This window comes from Rhizorhabdus phycosphaerae, assembly GCF_011044255.1.
Lineage (GTDB): Bacteria > Pseudomonadota > Alphaproteobacteria > Sphingomonadales > Sphingomonadaceae > Rhizorhabdus > Rhizorhabdus phycosphaerae.
Genome location: NZ_CP049107.1, coordinates 4264504 through 4281130, shown reverse-complemented (window position 1 = coordinate 4281130; position 16627 = coordinate 4264504). Strand labels below are relative to the sequence as shown.

Annotated in this window: 18 protein-coding genes and 1 tRNA gene; 6 read left to right on the top strand and 13 right to left on the bottom strand. The window is 66.1% G+C overall.

The window, feature by feature from the left end; all coding sequences use genetic code 11:
* Positions 1–276 precede the first annotated feature (276 nt).
* Complete coding sequence (locus G6P88_RS19955; RefSeq protein WP_165324764.1) at positions 277–603, top strand: hypothetical protein; 327 nt, start codon at positions 277–279, stop codon at positions 601–603.
* Here the strand turns inward: G6P88_RS19955 and G6P88_RS19950 are convergent.
* Together G6P88_RS19950 and G6P88_RS19945 are read right to left on the bottom strand one after the other, a co-directional pair.
* Positions 593–2269, bottom strand: coding sequence for a hypothetical protein (locus G6P88_RS19950; RefSeq protein WP_165324763.1), 1677 nt, complete (start codon positions 2267–2269; stop codon positions 593–595). The genes G6P88_RS19955 and G6P88_RS19950 overlap by 11 nt on opposite strands.
* Positions 2270–2357: 88 nt before the next feature.
* Positions 2358–3569 (bottom strand): TIGR04063 family PEP-CTERM/XrtA system glycosyltransferase, encoded by a 1212-nt coding sequence (locus tag G6P88_RS19945; RefSeq protein WP_165324762.1) that lies wholly within the window; start codon positions 3567–3569, stop codon positions 2358–2360.
* Between the two features lie 59 nt (positions 3570–3628).
* On the opposite strand from G6P88_RS19945, the gene G6P88_RS19940 reads away from it, so the two are divergent.
* The 3 genes from G6P88_RS19940 to G6P88_RS19930 are packed head-to-tail and all read left to right on the top strand — an operon-like array spanning position 3629 to position 6479.
* The gene (locus tag G6P88_RS19940; RefSeq protein WP_165324761.1) at positions 3629–3826 is read left to right on the top strand and encodes a hypothetical protein; all 198 of its coding nucleotides are present in this window, start codon (positions 3629–3631) and stop codon (positions 3824–3826) included.
* Positions 3819–5291 (top strand): putative O-glycosylation ligase, exosortase A system-associated, encoded by a 1473-nt coding sequence (locus tag G6P88_RS19935; RefSeq protein WP_165324760.1) that lies wholly within the window; start codon positions 3819–3821, stop codon positions 5289–5291. The genes G6P88_RS19940 and G6P88_RS19935 overlap by 8 nt, the downstream gene beginning before the upstream one ends.
* An 18-nt stretch (positions 5292–5309) precedes the next feature.
* Positions 5310–6479, top strand: coding sequence for a mechanosensitive ion channel family protein (locus G6P88_RS19930; protein WP_165324759.1), 1170 nt, complete (start codon positions 5310–5312; stop codon positions 6477–6479).
* 21 nt (positions 6480–6500) lie between these two features.
* Here G6P88_RS19930 and G6P88_RS19925 read toward each other — a convergent pair whose 3' ends face one another.
* The 5 genes from G6P88_RS19925 to G6P88_RS19905 all read right to left on the bottom strand — a co-directional run bounded on the left by G6P88_RS19925 (position 6501) and on the right by G6P88_RS19905 (position 9524).
* Positions 6501–7676: a dipeptidase gene (locus G6P88_RS19925; RefSeq protein WP_226946857.1), complete on the bottom strand. Its 1176-nt coding sequence runs from the start codon at positions 7674–7676 to the stop codon at positions 6501–6503.
* Between the two features lie 251 nt (positions 7677–7927).
* Positions 7928–8644 (bottom strand): extensin-like domain-containing protein, encoded by a 717-nt coding sequence (locus G6P88_RS19920; protein ID WP_165324757.1) that lies wholly within the window; start codon positions 8642–8644, stop codon positions 7928–7930.
* Between the two features lie 52 nt (positions 8645–8696).
* Positions 8697–8975, bottom strand: a complete 279-nt coding sequence (locus tag G6P88_RS19915; RefSeq protein ID WP_165324756.1) for a hypothetical protein — start codon at positions 8973–8975, stop codon at positions 8697–8699.
* Between the two features lie 130 nt (positions 8976–9105).
* Positions 9106–9312 (bottom strand): DUF5818 domain-containing protein, encoded by a 207-nt coding sequence (locus tag G6P88_RS19910; RefSeq protein WP_165324755.1) that lies wholly within the window; start codon positions 9310–9312, stop codon positions 9106–9108.
* 138 nt (positions 9313–9450) lie between these two features.
* Positions 9451–9524, bottom strand: a tRNA-Gln gene (locus G6P88_RS19905).
* Between the two features lie 148 nt (positions 9525–9672).
* Between G6P88_RS19905 and G6P88_RS19900 the strand changes: the two genes are divergently transcribed.
* Positions 9673–10725, top strand: coding sequence for a Ppx/GppA phosphatase family protein (locus G6P88_RS19900; RefSeq protein ID WP_165324754.1), 1053 nt, complete (start codon positions 9673–9675; stop codon positions 10723–10725).
* The gene (locus tag G6P88_RS19895) at positions 10722–11414 is read left to right on the top strand and encodes an RlmE family RNA methyltransferase (RefSeq protein WP_165324753.1); all 693 of its coding nucleotides are present in this window, start codon (positions 10722–10724) and stop codon (positions 11412–11414) included. The genes G6P88_RS19900 and G6P88_RS19895 overlap by 4 nt, the downstream gene beginning before the upstream one ends.
* 6 nt (positions 11415–11420) lie before the next feature.
* Here G6P88_RS19895 and G6P88_RS19890 read toward each other — a convergent pair whose 3' ends face one another.
* The 6 genes from G6P88_RS19890 to G6P88_RS19865 all read right to left on the bottom strand — a co-directional run bounded on the left by G6P88_RS19890 (position 11421) and on the right by G6P88_RS19865 (position 16622).
* Positions 11421–12122: a ribonuclease T2 family protein gene (locus G6P88_RS19890; protein WP_165324752.1), complete on the bottom strand. Its 702-nt coding sequence runs from the start codon at positions 12120–12122 to the stop codon at positions 11421–11423.
* A gap of 2 nt (positions 12123–12124) precedes the next feature.
* Positions 12125–12970, bottom strand: coding sequence for a carboxylating nicotinate-nucleotide diphosphorylase (nadC, locus tag G6P88_RS19885; RefSeq protein WP_165324751.1), 846 nt, complete (start codon positions 12968–12970; stop codon positions 12125–12127).
* 31 nt (positions 12971–13001) lie between these two features.
* A complete protein-coding gene (gene nadA / locus G6P88_RS19880) occupies positions 13002–13991 on the bottom strand; it encodes a quinolinate synthase NadA (protein ID WP_165324750.1) in 990 nt (329 codons plus the stop codon).
* Between the two features lie 21 nt (positions 13992–14012).
* Positions 14013–14882, bottom strand: coding sequence for an MBL fold metallo-hydrolase (locus G6P88_RS19875; protein WP_165324749.1), 870 nt, complete (start codon positions 14880–14882; stop codon positions 14013–14015).
* 62 nt (positions 14883–14944) lie between these two features.
* The gene (locus G6P88_RS19870; RefSeq protein ID WP_165324748.1) at positions 14945–15484 is read right to left on the bottom strand and encodes a type 1 glutamine amidotransferase domain-containing protein; all 540 of its coding nucleotides are present in this window, start codon (positions 15482–15484) and stop codon (positions 14945–14947) included.
* A gap of 97 nt (positions 15485–15581) precedes the next feature.
* Positions 15582–16622 (bottom strand): glycerophosphodiester phosphodiesterase, encoded by a 1041-nt coding sequence (locus tag G6P88_RS19865; RefSeq protein ID WP_165324747.1) that lies wholly within the window; start codon positions 16620–16622, stop codon positions 15582–15584.
* Between the last annotated feature and the right edge of the window lie 5 nt (positions 16623–16627).

Below are 16627 nucleotides of genomic sequence, written 5' to 3'. Positions count from 1 at the left end.
AGCGATAGGATTTTTCCTAGACAAGTAGGAAATAGGGAAAGAACATATAGGGAACATATGATTCGCCTGAAAGGAAGCGTCAATGTATCTTCTGCGGGATATCGAACGACATCTCAGACAGACAGGGACCGCACCGTCCCGCTTCGGTCGCGAGGTACTGGGAGATCCGGCTTTCGTCGCGAGCCTGCGCAGGGGACGGGAGCCGCGTGCGGGAACGGTCCATAAGGTGAGGGCCTATCTTGCCGAACGACAGGCACGGATGCCGGAGCAGGCGCGATGACCGATCCGGCAAAAGCGCTCCTCGCAGCGCTGCGATCGCGTTGCCGCCCTAATGCCCGGCTTCACGCGATGCGGTCGGACACCACCCCCTGGCGCAGCCTGCTGTTCGACGGCGAGCGGCACATATTGGATGTCGTCCTGGAGGGACCCGACGTCGAAGGCGCGCTGCGCGATCTGCGCCATGCCTCGATCGAGGCCGACCTACGCCTGCCGGGGCACCTGCTCGTCGAGCTCTCGGTGGACGGCGGCGAGCCCCAGGCGGCCGGACAGATGGTTCGCCTGCGGGCGCTGACCCTGGAGGCCGGCAGCGCGCTCAGCGCCTGATCATCTGCCGCAACTGCTCGAGCGTGAGATGAAGCGGCTGTTCGAGCAGCGCATCATTGGCCGCGCCGGGGCCGGCAGCAGCCGGCGGCCGCTTCACTGGCAAGGGATCGAGTCTCGGCGCGGGCTCAGAGACCGGGCCGGGCGCGGCTTCCGCCTCGCGGCGCGCGCCGGGAAGTGGGTCGGGAGCGAAAAATGTCGCGATGCTCTCAGCAGCTGGGACAGCCGTGCGACCGCTATCGAATGACGGGACGGCCCGAGCGTCCGGAACCACCGGGGTCTGAACCGCCAATGGTGCTACGGAAGGCGGGGCCTGCGGCGCCAACGCCTCTGCGGCTCCAGCCGGCGGCCGAGCAGCCGCTGCGGCCCGACGATTTTCCAGACTCCGCTCGAGCCGCTCGAGCAGATCCTCCAGGCGGGCCCGGTCGAGGCCCGGTGCCGCGGCGCGCGGAATGGCCGGCCGGATGGGCTCCTCCACCGGCGGATAAAGCGGGGCGGCCGAAATGTTCGGCGTCACGGGCGAAACGAAGGAGGGCATGGGGGAATCTGCCACCGGAGACGCATGGGGCCTGTCGGTCGGCAGCGACGTCGCGAAATTCAGATCCAATGGAGCTTCGGGCTCCTGGCCCTGAACCGGCTCGGCAGGCGCAAAAGTCCCACTTCTCAGATCGAAGGCCTCTGGCAGGAAGGACGTAGCGCCAGCCAATGGCGGGGGCGCCGAGATGATGGGCAATGGGTCCACGCTTGGGCCTGGGCTGGCGGGTCCGGCGTCGATGGCTGCATCCGGCACAGCAGCGGCAGCCGGCGCGGCGGGAGAGACGGTCGGCTCGTCGACCGCGTCGCCCGCTGGAGACGCATCGTCCGCGCGCGCTCCTGGCGCAGGCAGCCAGCTCGGCATGATCGAGGGGATCACCGGCGGCGCCTTCGCGGCAGGCTCGACCGGCGGGGACGGCGCAGCCGGCGGCACGAGGGGAACGCCGATGGCATCGTCATCCAACGGAGGCCAGGAACCCCGCCCACCGGGCAGCGGATCGCCACCCCAGGCCGATGCCTGTGCAGGCTGCTGCGGAAACAGCGGCGGCGGCTGGATGGAGGGAGCGCCGAAGGCCGGCGACAGCGGGGGCGGAGCCACACCGGCACCGGGCAGGATCTGGCCGAGCGGCGGCAGGCTGTCGGCGACGCCGGGCAGGAACGGCGCTGCCGCTATAGGCGGATCGCCGATGTCGGTTCGGGCCGACAGCGGGCGGCGCGGGTCACCGGCCATCCCTGTCCAGTCATTCTGCCGGGACAGCGGCGCGGGCGCGCCTCCGATCAGGTCGAGCGGATCGGTCGGACGAAACGCATCATCATCTTCGTCTTCGAAATCATCGTCCCTTGTCGGAACGATCGCGCTGAGCCCGGCCTTGCCGAACAGCAGCCAGTCGAGCAGCACCCACCCGACGGCCGCGACGAATATGCCGGCCAGCACGGACAGCAGCGTTCGGTCATTGGGAGAAATGGGTGGTTCGGCCTGGACCATCAGCTTCGACAGCCGCGTCGTCGTGGTCACCGTCTCGAGCATGTGGATGGGCATGGCGAGCACGAAAAATGCTGCCGCAACCCCGAGCAAAATGGCGAGCAGCGTCCCCCAGATGAGGCTCGATCGCCGCCGCGCTTTCGTCTGTACCATCGGAACGCCCATATGACCTTTCTCACCCATTAATAAGGCAAAATTGGGATTCCGTTACTTTTCCGGGGCATCTTTGCATGTTTTTCGATCATTTCGCAGCTCCGGAAGCGCCGACGAGACGGTCGTAGACGGGACTGTAGCGAGCGACATTGACCGCCCAGTTGCGCTCGCGCTCCACGAACGCACGCGCCACCTCGCGCCGCTCGTCCCAGCCGGAACGATCCTGCAGCAGCCCTGCCAGCGCATCGGCGAGTGCCGGAGGATCGTCGGGCGGGAACAGCAGGCCGGTGACCCCGTCCTCGATCAGCTCGCGATGCCCGCCGACATTCGACGCGGCGACAAGACGCCCCTGCGCCATTGCTTCGAGCGGTTTGAGCGGCGTCACCAGATCGGTCAGCCGCATCGACTTGCGCGGATAGGCGAGTATGTCGATCAGGCTGTAATAGCGCTCGACCTCCTGATGCGGCACGCGACCGACGAAATGGATGCGGTCGGCAACGGGCGAACGCGCGGCCTGTTCGCGCACCGTTTCCTCCATCGGGCCACCGCCGACGAGCAGCAAGGCCGCGCGGGGGCGACGCTGGACCAGCGCGGGCATCGCCGCCACGAGGTCATCCAGCCCTTCATAATCGTAGAAAGAGCCGATGAAGCCGATCACCTCGGCATCGTCGAGGCCGAGCGTCCCCGCCAGCGCGCGGTCCGGCGGCGGCGGCGCACCGAACAGCTCGAGGTCGACGCCGTTGGGCGACACCATGATCTCGTCGGCTGGCACGCCCCGCGCGACCAGATCGCCGCGCAGACCCTCGCAGATCACCGCGACGGCATCGGCGCGCGACACCACATGCGTTTCCAGCGCGCGGACCGCCCGATATTTGAACGAACCTTCCCGGCCGGTACCGTTGCCGACCGCCGCATCCTCCCAGAAGGCCCTGATCTCGTACAGGAAAGGCAGCCCCAGCCGCCGCGCGGCGAGCAGCCCAGCAAGACCGACGAGCGCGGGGGAGTGGGCATGGATCAGATCGGGTTTCCACGCCTGCGCGACCTCCAGCACGCGCCGGCGCAGCGCCGCCACCTCGCGCCATTCACCGATCGGGGTCGGTCCGCCCCGCGCCGGTCCACTGCGATCGAAGGAGAGCCCTTCCTCGACGGCGGGATCGGGCGAAGGCGTGTTGTAACGCGGCCCCGTCACCCCCCTCACCTCCCAGCCCATCGCCTGCTGGGCCTTGAGGATTGCCCGCGTACGAAAAGTATAGCCGCTGTGGATCGGCAGGCTATGATCTAGGACGTGGAGTATCTTCATGTGCGCCGGAACGCGCCTCAAGACGCTGCACATGTCAACCGGAATCGGGCCGCCCCGTCATGATCGACACGCTTTCACTGCTGCTCGCCCACTTCCTGCTGGGGATCGTGGCGTGGAAGCTGCTCGTCCATCCCTATCTGAACGAAGAGCCGCAGCAGTCGGGCCGCCATTTCAAGCCGATCCTACCGAAAAAGCCAATGAAGCGCCGCGCCGGGGTCGAAACAGGCGAACACAGGCCGGGATCCGACCGTGCGTGACCTGTTCCTCATCGGCTTTCTGGTCGCGCTGTTGCTGGCAGGCCTGCGCCGCCCTTTCCTGTTCGTGCTGGCCTATATCTACGTCGACATCGTCTCGCCGCAGCGGCTGTCCTATTATCTGCTGAGTTCGATCCCCATCTCGCTGATCGTCTTCATCGCCGCCTTCCTGGGCTGGGCGATCAACGACGACAAGAGCCAGGCCCGCCCCTCACCGCGCCAGATCATCCTGATCCTGCTCCTGCTGCTGTGCGGCTTCACGACGCTGACCGCCGCTTTTCCGGACGCCGCCAAGGAAAAATGGGACTGGGTGTGGAAGGCGATGGTTTTCTCCATCTTCATGCCGATGACGCTCTACACCCGCGCCCGGATCGAGGGGGTGCTGCTGTTCATGCTGCTGTGCCTGTCGTCGATCGCCGTGGTGGGCGGCGCCAAGACGCTGGCGGGCGGCGGCGGCTATGGCGTTCTCAACCTGATGGTCGCCAACAACAGCGGCATGTACGAAAGCAGCACGATTTCCGCTTTTGCGATCTGCTCGATCCCGCTGATCCTCTACATGGCGAAATATTCGTCGATCGTGAAGCCGACGCTGCTGACGCGGCTCTACTGGTATGCGCTGGCCTTCGCCTGTCTGCTGATCCCCATCGGCACGCAGACGCGAACCGGCCTGCTCTGCATCGCGCTGATGGCCCTGCTCGAGCTGCGCGCTGCCAAGCGGCGCATGCTCTATCTCGCGGTGGTGGCGGGTATCGTCATCGGTGGCATACCCTTCCTGCCCAAAAGCTACACCCAGCGCATGGACACGATCCAAGGCTACAAGGGGGACTCTTCGGCTGCAACCCGGCTCGCCGTGTGGAAATGGACGATCGACTACGCCGCCAGCCATCCGCTCGGCGGAGGCTTCAATTCCTATATCGGCAACAAGCTCGAAATCGACATGAGTTACAGGACCGCCGACGGAACGACGGTGAAAGTGATCGGCTATGACGCCGGCCGTGCCTTCCACAACGCCTATTTCGAAATGCTCGGCGAACAGGGCTATCCGGGTCTGCTGATGTTCCTGGCGGTCCACCTGATCGGCGTGTTCCGAATGGAAACCATCCGACGAACCTACCGGAAGGAGGAAGGCGAACATGCCTGGGTCGCGCCCCTCGCAAGCGCCCTGCAGCATGGCCACCTGATCTTCATGCTGGGATGCTCGTTCGTGGGCATCGCCTTCCAGCCCTATATCTATTTCCTGATCGCGGTGGAGATATCGTTCGACCGCTACGTCCAGACCCATGTGAAGAAAAAGGCCTGGAATCCGTTCCGCCGCCGCCGCCGCGAGGTCGACGCGGAAGCCCAGGCGCAGGCCGAACGCGAAGCCGCCGAGGCAGAGGCTGCGCTGGCGGCCCAGCAGGCAGAAAACGAATCGAAGCCGGAACGACGTCGGACGCAGGCGCGTTGGGGCAGCGTCGGAAGCAAATAGCCCTCAAGCGGAGACCGAATGCCCGTAACCAAAGCAGCTGCCGCCAGCGGAGACGCCACTCTCGCCAAATCGCTGAGCGACGCGGAAATCTTCTACGACCAGACGATGGGATGGATCGCCACCCATTATATGAGCATCGTCATCGCCTGCTCGATCGGCGCGGTTATCATCGCTGTCCTCTACGGGCTTCGAATGCTGGGAACCCGGCTGTGCCGCCGCGAGCATGTGGGACACTGGCCGAAGATCATCGGCCGGGCGATCTCACGCACCAACCTGTTCTTCATCGTGACCCTCGCGGCCCGCCTGGTCAGCGGCTATGCGGCCCCGCCGGCCGTCATATCGACGACGATCGGTTTCCTGTTCACCGTCGCCGCCGCGCTGCAGGCGGCGCTGTGGGTGCGCGAGCTGATCATCGGCATCGTCGAATATCGTGCCGGCGACGAGGAATCAGGCTCCTCGACGCTCGGCTCGGCAATCGGGATCATCCGGCTCCTCGTCACCTCGATCTGCTTCATCGTCGCGACCCTGCTGATCCTCGACAATATCGGGGTGAATATCACCGGCCTCGTCGCCAGCCTCGGTATCGGCGGCATCGCCATCGGCCTAGCTGCGCAGGGCATCTTCTCGGATCTGTTCGCCTCGCTCGCGATCATCTTCGACCGCCCCTTCCGCCGCGGCGACACGGTCCGGTGGGACCAGACCGTCGGCACAGTGGAATCCATCGGACTGAAGACGACGCGGGTGCGGGCGACGACCGGCGAGGAGGTGGTGATCTCGAACACCAACCTGCTCAACAAGGAATTGCGCAACCTGGCCCACACGATGCGGCGTCGGGCCACGCTGATGCTGGGGGTGACCTACCAGACCAGCCCCGAGACCTGCCGCCGCCTGCCGGATATCGTGAAGACGATCGTCACCGCGCACGACAAGGCGGTCTTCCTGCATTGCTGCATGACCAACTTCGGCGCCTCCAGCCTCGATTATGAACTGCTGTTCGACGTCATCGACGAGGATGTGGAGGTCTTCAATGCAACGCGGCACGCGATCTGCATCGAGATATTGGAGAGCTTTGCCCGCGAAGGCATAGACTTCGCCTATCCCACGCAGACGACCTTCACCGCAGCACCCGACGGCAGGATGATCATGCCCTATGCGGAAATCCCGCCCGACCTGATCCACAGAAGCTGAAGGCTGACATCGAGGCCCGGCTCACCCAGCGGGCGGGTCGGCCGCTGCCTGGGCGGCGGCCAGAACGCGCAGCAGATTGCCGCTCCAGACCTTGGCGATCGCGACATCGTCATATCCCCTCGCCTTCAGCGCGGCGGCAATGCGCGACACCGACGCCGCATCCTCCATCCCTTCGACGCCACCTCCGCCGTCCAGATCCAGACCGATGCCAACATGGTCGACGCCGACGATCTTCAGCGCGTGGAGCAGATGCGCCATGAAGTCGTCGAAGCTTGCGTGGGCGACCGGGTAGCGTTCGACGACCCGCCGCCGTTCGGCGAGCAGCGCGTGATATTCGGCTACCGAGAGCCCGTCGCGATCCATCCGGGCGGATATCGCCTTGAGCGCCGCGTCGCGCTCGGTGTTACGCGGAATCGGCTTCAGATAATGTTCGTAGCTGTTGATCTGGATGACCCCGCCGGCCGCCGCCAAGCGCCGCAGCCGCTCGTCATCCACGTTGCGCGGATGATCGTAGATCGCCTTGCAGCCCGAATGCGACAGGACGATCGGCGCGCGCGACTGCGCCAGCAACTGGTCCAGCACGGCGTCCGACGCATGCGACGCGTCGACCAGCATGCCGAGGCGATTGGCTTCTGCCAGCAGCTCCCGACCGAGCGGGCTCAGCCCGCCCCAGCGCGGGCCGCCCGGATCGGTCGAGCTGTCGGCAAACTGGTTGTTCGCGAAATGGACCAGCCCGAGCATGCGCACGCCGATCGCATGGAAGCTGCGCACCAGGCTCGGATCGTCGCCGAGCGGGTAGGCATTTTCGATGCTCATATAGACGACGCGCCGGCCGGTGCGGTCGATGCGCCTGGCATCGTCGGCCGTCAGCGCGAGTGCCATCGTCCTGGGATGGGAGGCCACCATCTCCCGGATCGAAACCGCGCGACGGAAGGCGAAGTCGCGCGCCGCCGCCTTCCCTTCCCGGTCGAGCGCCCCTTGCGGCGTATAGATCGCCCAGAAGCCGCCATCGAGACCGCCGCGTTTCATCCGGGGCAGGTCGACCTGCGTGAAATCCTCATCGAACCGGTGGCGATCCTCGATCCGCCAGCCGGGCAGGTCGAGCGACGCGGGCGTATCGAGATGACTGTCGAGCATCAGCATCGCCCCCGGCCCGCGACCGGCTGCAGCGCTTGTGCCCGGCGCAAGCAGGAGCATCAGTGCTGCAAGGGCGCGCGCGGCACGATCACTGTTGCTGTTGCCGTTGCGCATCCCTGCCATCCTCCTGTCGCCCCGGCTGACCGTCCTTCGGCAGCCGTGCCCCGTCGCTATCGGAACGATCGGAGTCGGGCCCTGCGCGGGGCGCATGCCCGTCCGCACCATGTCCTGTCCGATGTTCGCCCGTCATCGACGCAGCACACCATGCGACCGGTCCCTTGTCCATGCGTCGCGCTACGCATGGACGCCGGTCAGCGGCAGAAGCTCCACCCGCCGCGATCCGCCTGGTCGAGGTGGAGATGGTCGCGATGGAGCGCATTATAGTCGGGCGACAGGACAGTGGCGAAGCTGGCGCAGGCGCCATCGCGTATCTCGCGCAGGAAGGCCCCTTTGGCGCCCCGATCGGCCCAATGCGCGGCGATCGATATGCGGGTTCCGTCCGCCAGCCGAAATCCGGCGACGTCGATCGCGTCTGCCGTCGAATGTTCGCTCCAGTTCCCTTCCCGCCCGCCCCGGACCGGCCGGCAGGAATAGCTGCCGAAGCTGTCCACCCTGACGACGGAGCTTCCGAAATGACGCTGCGCGGCGGGCTCCAGCACCTGACGTTCCCACAGGAACAACCCGACTGCGACCGGGCAGGCGACATTGGCGACCGGCACGATGGAAAATCGCTCGCCCGAAGCGAGGCGGACGCCATTGGCATAACCGCATTGCGGCGCGCTACTCTCTACCGGCGGCAAGTTGGTGAAACGCTCGCCGCCATCCGTGAGCAGGCGAACGCAGGCGGGCATGTCCTCGTGCAAGGCAGCGATTTTGTAATTGGTGAAGCGGCCCGCGCGGTCAGCGAGGTTCAGCGGAGTCCAGGGCATGTCCTGCGGATGGCCCCGCGCCCATTCGCGGACACCGAGGATCAGGGCCGCGACGAAGACGAGCATGGCGAGGGGAAAGGCAAAGCGGGAGGCGCGCATCCCCCGCTATACGCATGGCGCCCGGCGAATATCCCGGACCCTCGCCAAAGCCTCAGCGCCGGGCGCCGTCTCCCGCGACCGCGCTCCACAGGGCGACGAGGACGAGGAAGGCGAACGCCATGGCGACCACCGCGAGCGGAAGCGATTCGGTGGCCGCCTCCGTCGCCCGACCGATCCAGAGCAGCAGCAGCGCCACCGTCGCGACGCCAGCGCCCAGCACCATCTGCCGGGGCGCCAGCTTGGCGCGCGATGTGCGCTCCGACATCGACAGGCAGCTGCACCCGGCGGCAACGGTCCTGGAGAGGGGCTGGTCGATGATGGAGCGGCGCATGGCGATGTCCCTTTCAGGAGCACGGCCTCGTGCCCCGGTCATCGTCTAACGCATCAGTATACCGATCGGTACATCACATCTGTAAAAGCATCGTTCGCGAAACTGACCGCTCGCGCCGCGCGGGCAGGTTTCAGGCCGGACCGATTCCTTCGACCGCAATCAGGCTGGCTCCGAACATGACCCCGTCGATCCGCACCCGCTGATCGAGCAGATGTTGCGGGATGCGATCCATCTCCAGCCAATATTCCCCGCCATCCTCGCAGCGCAGCGCGAAGCAGTTGCTCTTGGCGATCAGGCGCCCGGTCTGTTCGAATCGACTCAGAGTCTTGTTCGGCATGTCGGCTCCCCCATTGCGTTCAGGAGGCACCCTCTCCGATAGCAGAGAATATGCAGACGCGACGGTCGCGCAAGACCCACTATCGCGCGAAGCGATGGAGCCTGTCCGATGTGGCGGAAGTGCAACGCTGCAGGAGAGTGGATGCCCCGTGAGGATTCGAACCTCAATTGACGGAGTCAGAGTCCGTAGTCTTACCTTTAGACGACGGGGCACCAGTGGCAGAGCGGCGCACATAAGGAGGCTGTCGGCTGCTGTCAACAGATACGGGCGCGGTCTTGCCGTGGGCGTGATCTCCGATTACGCTCCACCTCAAGTGCCATGCATCAGAAGGTTGCATGGTGATGAAAGAGATCGAACAATATGGCGTCTGGTCCCAACCCAGGCGTGTCGCGACCGCATAATCAGGGCGGGCGCAGGACACGTCCTCCGTCTCTGAACGGGCCCCCACGCAACAGCTATGCCGCTCTCGACCTCGGCACCAACAATTGCCGCCTGCTGATCGCGCGTCCCGCCGACGACGGGTTCGTCGTGGTCGATGCCTTTTCGCGGATCGTCCGCCTCGGCGAAGGGCTGGCGGCCACCGGCATGTTGTCCGAAGCCGCGATGGACCGCGCGGTCAGCGCGCTTTCGGTCTGCGCCGACAAGCTGCGTCGACGGCGCGTCTCGCTGGTCCGCTCGGTAGCCACCGAAGCATGCCGGCGCGCGGGCAATGGCCGCGAGTTCGTCCAGCGCGTCTATCGCGAAACCGGCATCGCGCTCGAGATCATCACCCCGGAACAGGAAGCGCGCCTTGCAGTGCTCGGCTGCCACGCGCTGCTGGAACCGGGCGAAGGCACGGCGCTCGTCTTCGACATCGGCGGCGGTTCGACCGAACTCATCCTGATCGACGCGGATCATGAACCACCGCGCATCATCGACTGGTTCTCGGCGCCTTGGGGCGTGGTCTCGCTGTCGGAAACCGTGCCCCATGTGGGCGACGATCGGGACTCGCTGCTCGACAGCTATGCAAGGATGCGCGCCCGCGTGAACGAGAGTTTTGCAGCCTTCGCCTCGAAGCTCGAAAGGGCCGGAAAGCCGGGCCGGCTGCTGGGGACCAGCGGGACGGTGACCACCCTCGCCAGCGTCCATCTTGACCTGCCGAGCTATGACCGGCGACTGATCGACGGGTTGGTGGTGCCGGTACCGGCAATGCGCGACATCAGCGCGCGACTCGCGGGCATGACCGTGGAGGAGCGCGCAGAATTGCCCTGCATCGGGCATGAGCGCGCCGACCTGGTCGTCGCCGGCTGTGCGATCCTCGATGCGATACTCGACATCTGGCCCGCCGAGCGGCTGGGCGTTGCCGATCGCGGCATCCGCGAGGGGATATTGCGATCGCTGATGGCGCGCGACCGCGCGAGGCTCGCCTCGTGAGCCGGGGCGGAAGCGGTGGCAAGCAGCGCGTCAAGACAGCCAGGGGGCGCACTGCCGCTTCGACGCGCTGGCTCGAACGGCAACTCAACGATCCCTATGTCCGCAAGGCCAAGGCCGAAGGCTATCGCTCGCGCGCAGCCTATAAGCTGATCGAACTCGACGAGCGTTTCCATTTCCTGCGCGGCGCCAAGCGCGTGATCGACCTCGGCATCGCGCCGGGCGGCTGGACGCAGGTCGTGCGCAAGGTCTGCCCGCAGGCCGCTGTGGTCGGGATCGATCTGCTGCCGACCGACCCGATCGACGGCGCGATCATCCTGCAGATGGACTTCATGGCGGAGGAAGCCCCTGCCCTGCTCGCCGACGCGCTGGGCGGACCGGCCGACATCGTCCTGTCGGACATGGCCGCGAACACGGTCGGCCACCAGCAGACCGACCATCTGCGCACCATGGCACTGGTCGAGGCCGGCTGTCAGTTCGCGAGCGAGGTGCTGCGGCCGGGCGGCACCTATGTTGCGAAGGTACTCGCGGGCGGCGCCGACCACAGCCTCGTCGCCGAGCTCAAGCGCCTGTTCACCACGGTCAAACATGCCAAGCCGCCCGCAAGCCGCAAGGACTCGTCCGAATGGTATGTGATCGCGCAGGGGTTCAAGGGCGTCGTGGGGTCCAACGCGGTCCAGGACGAGAACTGATGCGGGTCAGCGTATCCGGATGACCTGATCGGGCTTGGCGCCGCCCTGATGGGCGGGGCAGCTCATCCTTCGGAACTGCTTGTCGAGGCAGAGCCACACCTCCTCGAACCAGCCAGCCTTGTCGACGTTGAGCCGCATCTGATCGGCCTTCATTCCCGGATTGGCCTTGGCGAACGCCTCCTGGAAAGCGGCGGCGGTCATCGATTTGCCCCGCAATTCCTCCATCTCGGGAAAGCGCAGCTCCGAATAGAGCGCGGCGCTCCTGGCGAAATAGGCTTCCGGCGTCTTGCTCATGCAGGTGCCGTGCTTCTCCCATTCGTGCTGGATCAGCTGCGGCGAAGGCGTGGTGCAGACATGCTCGCGGATGACCTTTTCAGGCACCAGCCGCGTCGGGCGGCAATATTGCGGCCACTGTGCACCCTCGCCGTCGGGCCACAGTCCGTGGAGGGTGAAGCCGAAGCTGCGCTCTCCGCCGCACTGGAAATGATCGCGCGGGCTGGTGGTGCGGTCGGCGCAATATTCGGGGGACCAGCTGACCGCCAGCGTATAGCTGCCGATCGGCAGCAGGCGGCGCGGCTGCTCGCTCGTCGGCCCTTCGAGCATCGGGCGCGGCAGGCTGGCGGGGGCCTCGCAGGACGGCGCCTTGCGGCTGCACGCAGGCGCTGCGGCCAACACTGTAAGGGCGACGAGAAGGGCAGCCCGCCGCATCGTCAGACCGCCCGGAAGTCCAGCCCGATATCGGCGGCCGGCGCCGACTGGGTAAGCCGTCCGACCGATACATAGGTCACGCCCGTCTGGGCGATGGCCTTGATCGTGTCGAGCCGCACCCCGCCCGAGGCCTCGGTCGGCACCCGCCCACCGACCAGCGTCACCGCGCCGCGCAGCGTCGGCGGGTCCATATTGTCGAGCAGCAGATGCGTCGCCCCCGCCTCCAGCGCGGGCTCGATCTGGTCGATCCGGTCGACCTCGACGATCACCTGCGCGATACCGGCCGACACCGCCCGGCGCACTGCCTCACCGATGCTGCCGGCCACCGCGACATGATTGTCCTTGATCATCGCCGCGTCATCGAGCCGCATCCGGTGGTTGGTGCCGCCGCCCATCCGTACCGCATATTTCTCCAGCACGCGCAGGCCGGGAATCGTCTTGCGCGTGTCAAGCAGGGTCGCCCCCGTCCCGGCAATGGCATCGACATAGCTGCGCGTCAGCGTCGCCACTCCGGACAGATGCTGGACCGTGTTGAGCGCGGAGCGCTCGGCCGTCAGAAGCGCCCTCGCCCTGCCCCGCAGTCGCATGAGTACGCCGCCCCGCGCGACACAGTCACCGTCGGCCGCCAGCATCTCGATCTCGACCTCGGGATCGAGCGCACGGAAGAAGGCTTCGGCCAGCGGAAGCCCGGCGACGCTGATCGCGTCCCGGCTCGCCATCTCGCCCTCGAACAGCGCATCCGCCGGAATCGTCGCCGCTGAGGTGATATCGCCCCCGCTTCCCATATCCTCGGCGAGTGTCGTGCGGACGAAGGCATCCAGATCGAAGTTCGGAAGGGTGAAGGTCATCCGCTATTCCCGGGTCAGTGGCCGTCGATCGTTAAAGCTTCGGACGCCCCACATCCGGACCCGACAGGCCGCCGGTCATTTCCAGCATCCGGTCGAGCGAGCGCTTCGCCTTCACGCGGGTGTCCTCGTCGACATGGATCTGCGGGCTCAGGTCGCGCAGCGCCAGATAGAGCTTCTCCATCGTATTGAGCGCCATGTACGGGCACATGTTGCAATTGCAGTTTCCGTCGGCGCCAGGAGCGCCGATGAAATGCTTGTGCGGCGCGGCCTTTTCCATCTGGTGGATGATGTGCGGCTCGGTGGCGACGATGAAGGTCTCGGCCTCCGAACGCAGCACATAATCAAGGATGCCCCGCGTCGAACCGACATAGTCGGCATGGTCGAGGATGTGCACCGGGCATTCGGGGTGCGCCGCGACGGGCGCGCCCGGATGCTGCGCTTTGAGCTTGAGCAGCTCGGTTTCCGAGAAGGCTTCGTGGACGATGCAGCTGCCTTCCCAGAGCAGCATGTCGCGACCGGTCTTGCGGGCGAAATAGCCGCCCAGGTGGCGGTCGGGCGCGAAGATGATCTTCTGGTCGGCGGGAAGCTGCGACAGGATCGTCTCGGCCGAGGACGAGGTCACGATGATGTCGCTATGCGCCTTCACCGCTGCCGAGCAGTTGATATAGGTCAGCGCCAGATGGTCCGGGTGAGCGGCGCGGAAGCGGGCGAATTCCTCGGGCGGACAGCTGTCCTCCAGGCTGCAGCCGGCGTCCATGTCGGGCAGGATCACGGTCTTCTCGGGCGACAGGATCTTGGCGACTTCGGCCATGAAGCGCACGCCGCAAAAGGCGATGACGTCGGCATCGGTGGCAGCGGCCTTGCGTGAAAGATCGAGGCTGTCGCCGACGAAATCGGCGAGGTCCTGAATCTCCGGGGTCTGGTAATAATGCGCCAGGATGACGGCATTGCGCTCCTTGCGCAGCCGCTCGATCTCGGCGCGCAGGTCGAGGCCCGTCAGATTCTCGGTAACGGCGTTCATCGATTCACTCTCCAGGGCGGCTCAGGCCGCGAGGCTCCATAGCGCGTCGTCGTGGCTGACGATACCGCGCCGCTCAAGATCGATCAGGTGCGCGAGAACCGACAGACCCGCCGCGCGGTGCAACTGTGGATCTATGCCTGCATACATTTGCAGCACCATGTCGGGGATAGCGCCGATGTCGCGCCCCAGCAGGCGCAAGATCTGCCCCTCACGCTGCTTGCGATGCCCGATCAGCCCGCGCACGAAACGCTGTGGCCGCTCGATCGGATCGCCATGGGCGGCGAAATAGACCTCGTCCTCGTCGCGGTGCATCAGCCGCTCGAGGCTTTCCAGATAGTGCGCCATGTCGCCGTCGGGCGGCACCACGACGCTGGTCGACCAGCCCATCACATGGTCGCCCGTAAAGAGGGCCCGTGCCTCCGGCAGGGCGAGGCAGATATGGTTCGAGGTGTGGCCGGGCGTCGCGACCGCCTGAAGCGTCCAGCCTTCGCCGCGCAGGATCGCGCCATCCGCAAGGACATCGTCGGGCGTATAATCCCGGTCGAAGGACGCATCGGCGCGCGGGCCGCTGTCGTCGAGCGCCAGCGGCGCGCAGCCGATGATCGGCGCGCCGGTGCGCGCCTTCAGCAGCGCCGCCGCCGGGCTGTGATCGCGATGCGTGTGCGTGCAGACGATCGCGGAGAGCCGGGCCTCGCCGACAGCAGCGACGATGGCATCGACATGCGCCTCGATATCGGGGCCGGGGTCGATCACCGCGACATCGGTCGTGCCGACGAGATAGGTCTGGGTGCCGGTATAGGTGAAGGGCGTCGGATTGCCCGCGAGCAATCGGCGCACCAGCGGATGCTGCATCTGGGCTACACCGACGACCTGCTCTTCCATGCTGGCCATGTGGCATCGCCGGAGATGGATGTGAAGGCCTGCCGCCCGATTAATGGCGGCAGGCCTTCATCTCAGGCAGCTTCGATCGCTTCGATCAGCGCCTTGTTGAAGGCGGGGATGTCGTCGGGCTTTCGGCTGGTGACGAGGTTGCCGTCGACCACCACCTGCTCGTCGACGACATTGGCGCCCGCGTTGAGCAGGTCGGTGCGGATCGACGGCCAACTCGTCAGCTTGCGACCAGCGACGACGTCAGCCTCGGCCAGAAGCCAAGGTCCATGGCAGATCGCCGCCACCGGCTTGGACGCGTCGAAGAAGGCGCGGACGATGTTCAGCGCGTCCTCCTCCATCCGCATCGTATCCGGGTTGGCCACACCACCTGGGATCAGCAGTGCGTCATAATCGGCGGGATCGACGTCGTGGATCGAGGCGTCGGGGCGGATCGTGTCGCCCTTCACGTCATGCTTCATGCCCTGGATCGGCTCGCTCTTGTTCGACGCCAGCACCACCTGCGCACCCGCATCGATCAGGGCCTGGCGCGGATCGAACAACTCCGACTGCTCGAACCCGTCGGTGGCGATGATCAGCACTTTGGCTTTGGAAATATCGGTCATGTCTCGATTCCTCGGGCGTGGGGGAGCCGGGGGAACGAGACAGGACCGGCTCCGTTCCGGTCGTTGCGCCGAATTGCCCGGCGCGGCGGGCGATATGCTATTTCCCCGCCGCGCGAAGGGCGGCGACGGCGTCGCCGGGATAGTCGCTGAACAGCCCGTCGACGCCATAATCGAGGAACCGGCGATATTCGGCTGCCGGATCACCCTGCGCAGCATCCCCCTCGCCTCGGCGGTCGCCAGCGGGCAGAAAGGCGTTCTCGCTGCGGAAGGTCCACGGGTGCACCTGCAAGCCGGCCGCATGGGCATCGGCGATCAGACTGGTCGGGGGCAGCGCCTTGCCCTGTACGTCGCGCGGCTCGATCATCAGCTTGTAGGGGCCGATCGCATCGGCATAGGTCGCGATCGTCCGCAGCCCGTCGGGGGTCACCATGAGCGCCGGGGTCAGCCCCGTCTTCGCCAGCTGCTGATCGAAGGGGGCCTCCTCCGGGTCGATCAGCTGGACGAGCCGGATCGGGGTCAGCGCGCGCAACGCCTTCAGGTTCGAGACCTCGAAAGACTGGATGAAGACCGGATCGTCGCGCTTGCTGAACCCAGCTTTGGCGAGGGCCGCGAGCAAAGGCTTTTCGAGCGGCTTTCCGATCGAAGCAAAGTAGCTCGGATGCTTGGTCTCGGGATAGACGCCCACCTTGCGCGGGGCGCCCCTAGCGATCGCCAGCACCTCGTCGAAGGTCTGGATGCGCTCGTCGGTGTAGCGGAGATTGCCGGGTCGCATCGCGGGCAGCCGTTCGCGGGCGTGCAGCGTCTTCAGCTCGGCGAGCGTGAAATCCTCGGTGAACCAGCCAGTAATCGCGCGGCCGTCGATCGTCTTGGTCGTCTTGCGGTCGGCGAATTCAGAATGTTCGGAGACATCGGTCGTGGCCGAAATCTCATTCTCATGACGGACAACGAGGACATCGTCCTTCGTCATGACGAGATCGGGTTCGATGAAGTCGGCGCCCTGCTCGATCGCCAGCCTGTAGGCCGCCGCCGTATGTTCGGGGCGGAGGCCCGAAGCGCCGCGATGGGCGATGACCACCGGTCGCGCGTCGAGAGAGGACGCCATCAGCGCCGCCACGATCAGAGGGATGAGGCGGCGCATCGAGT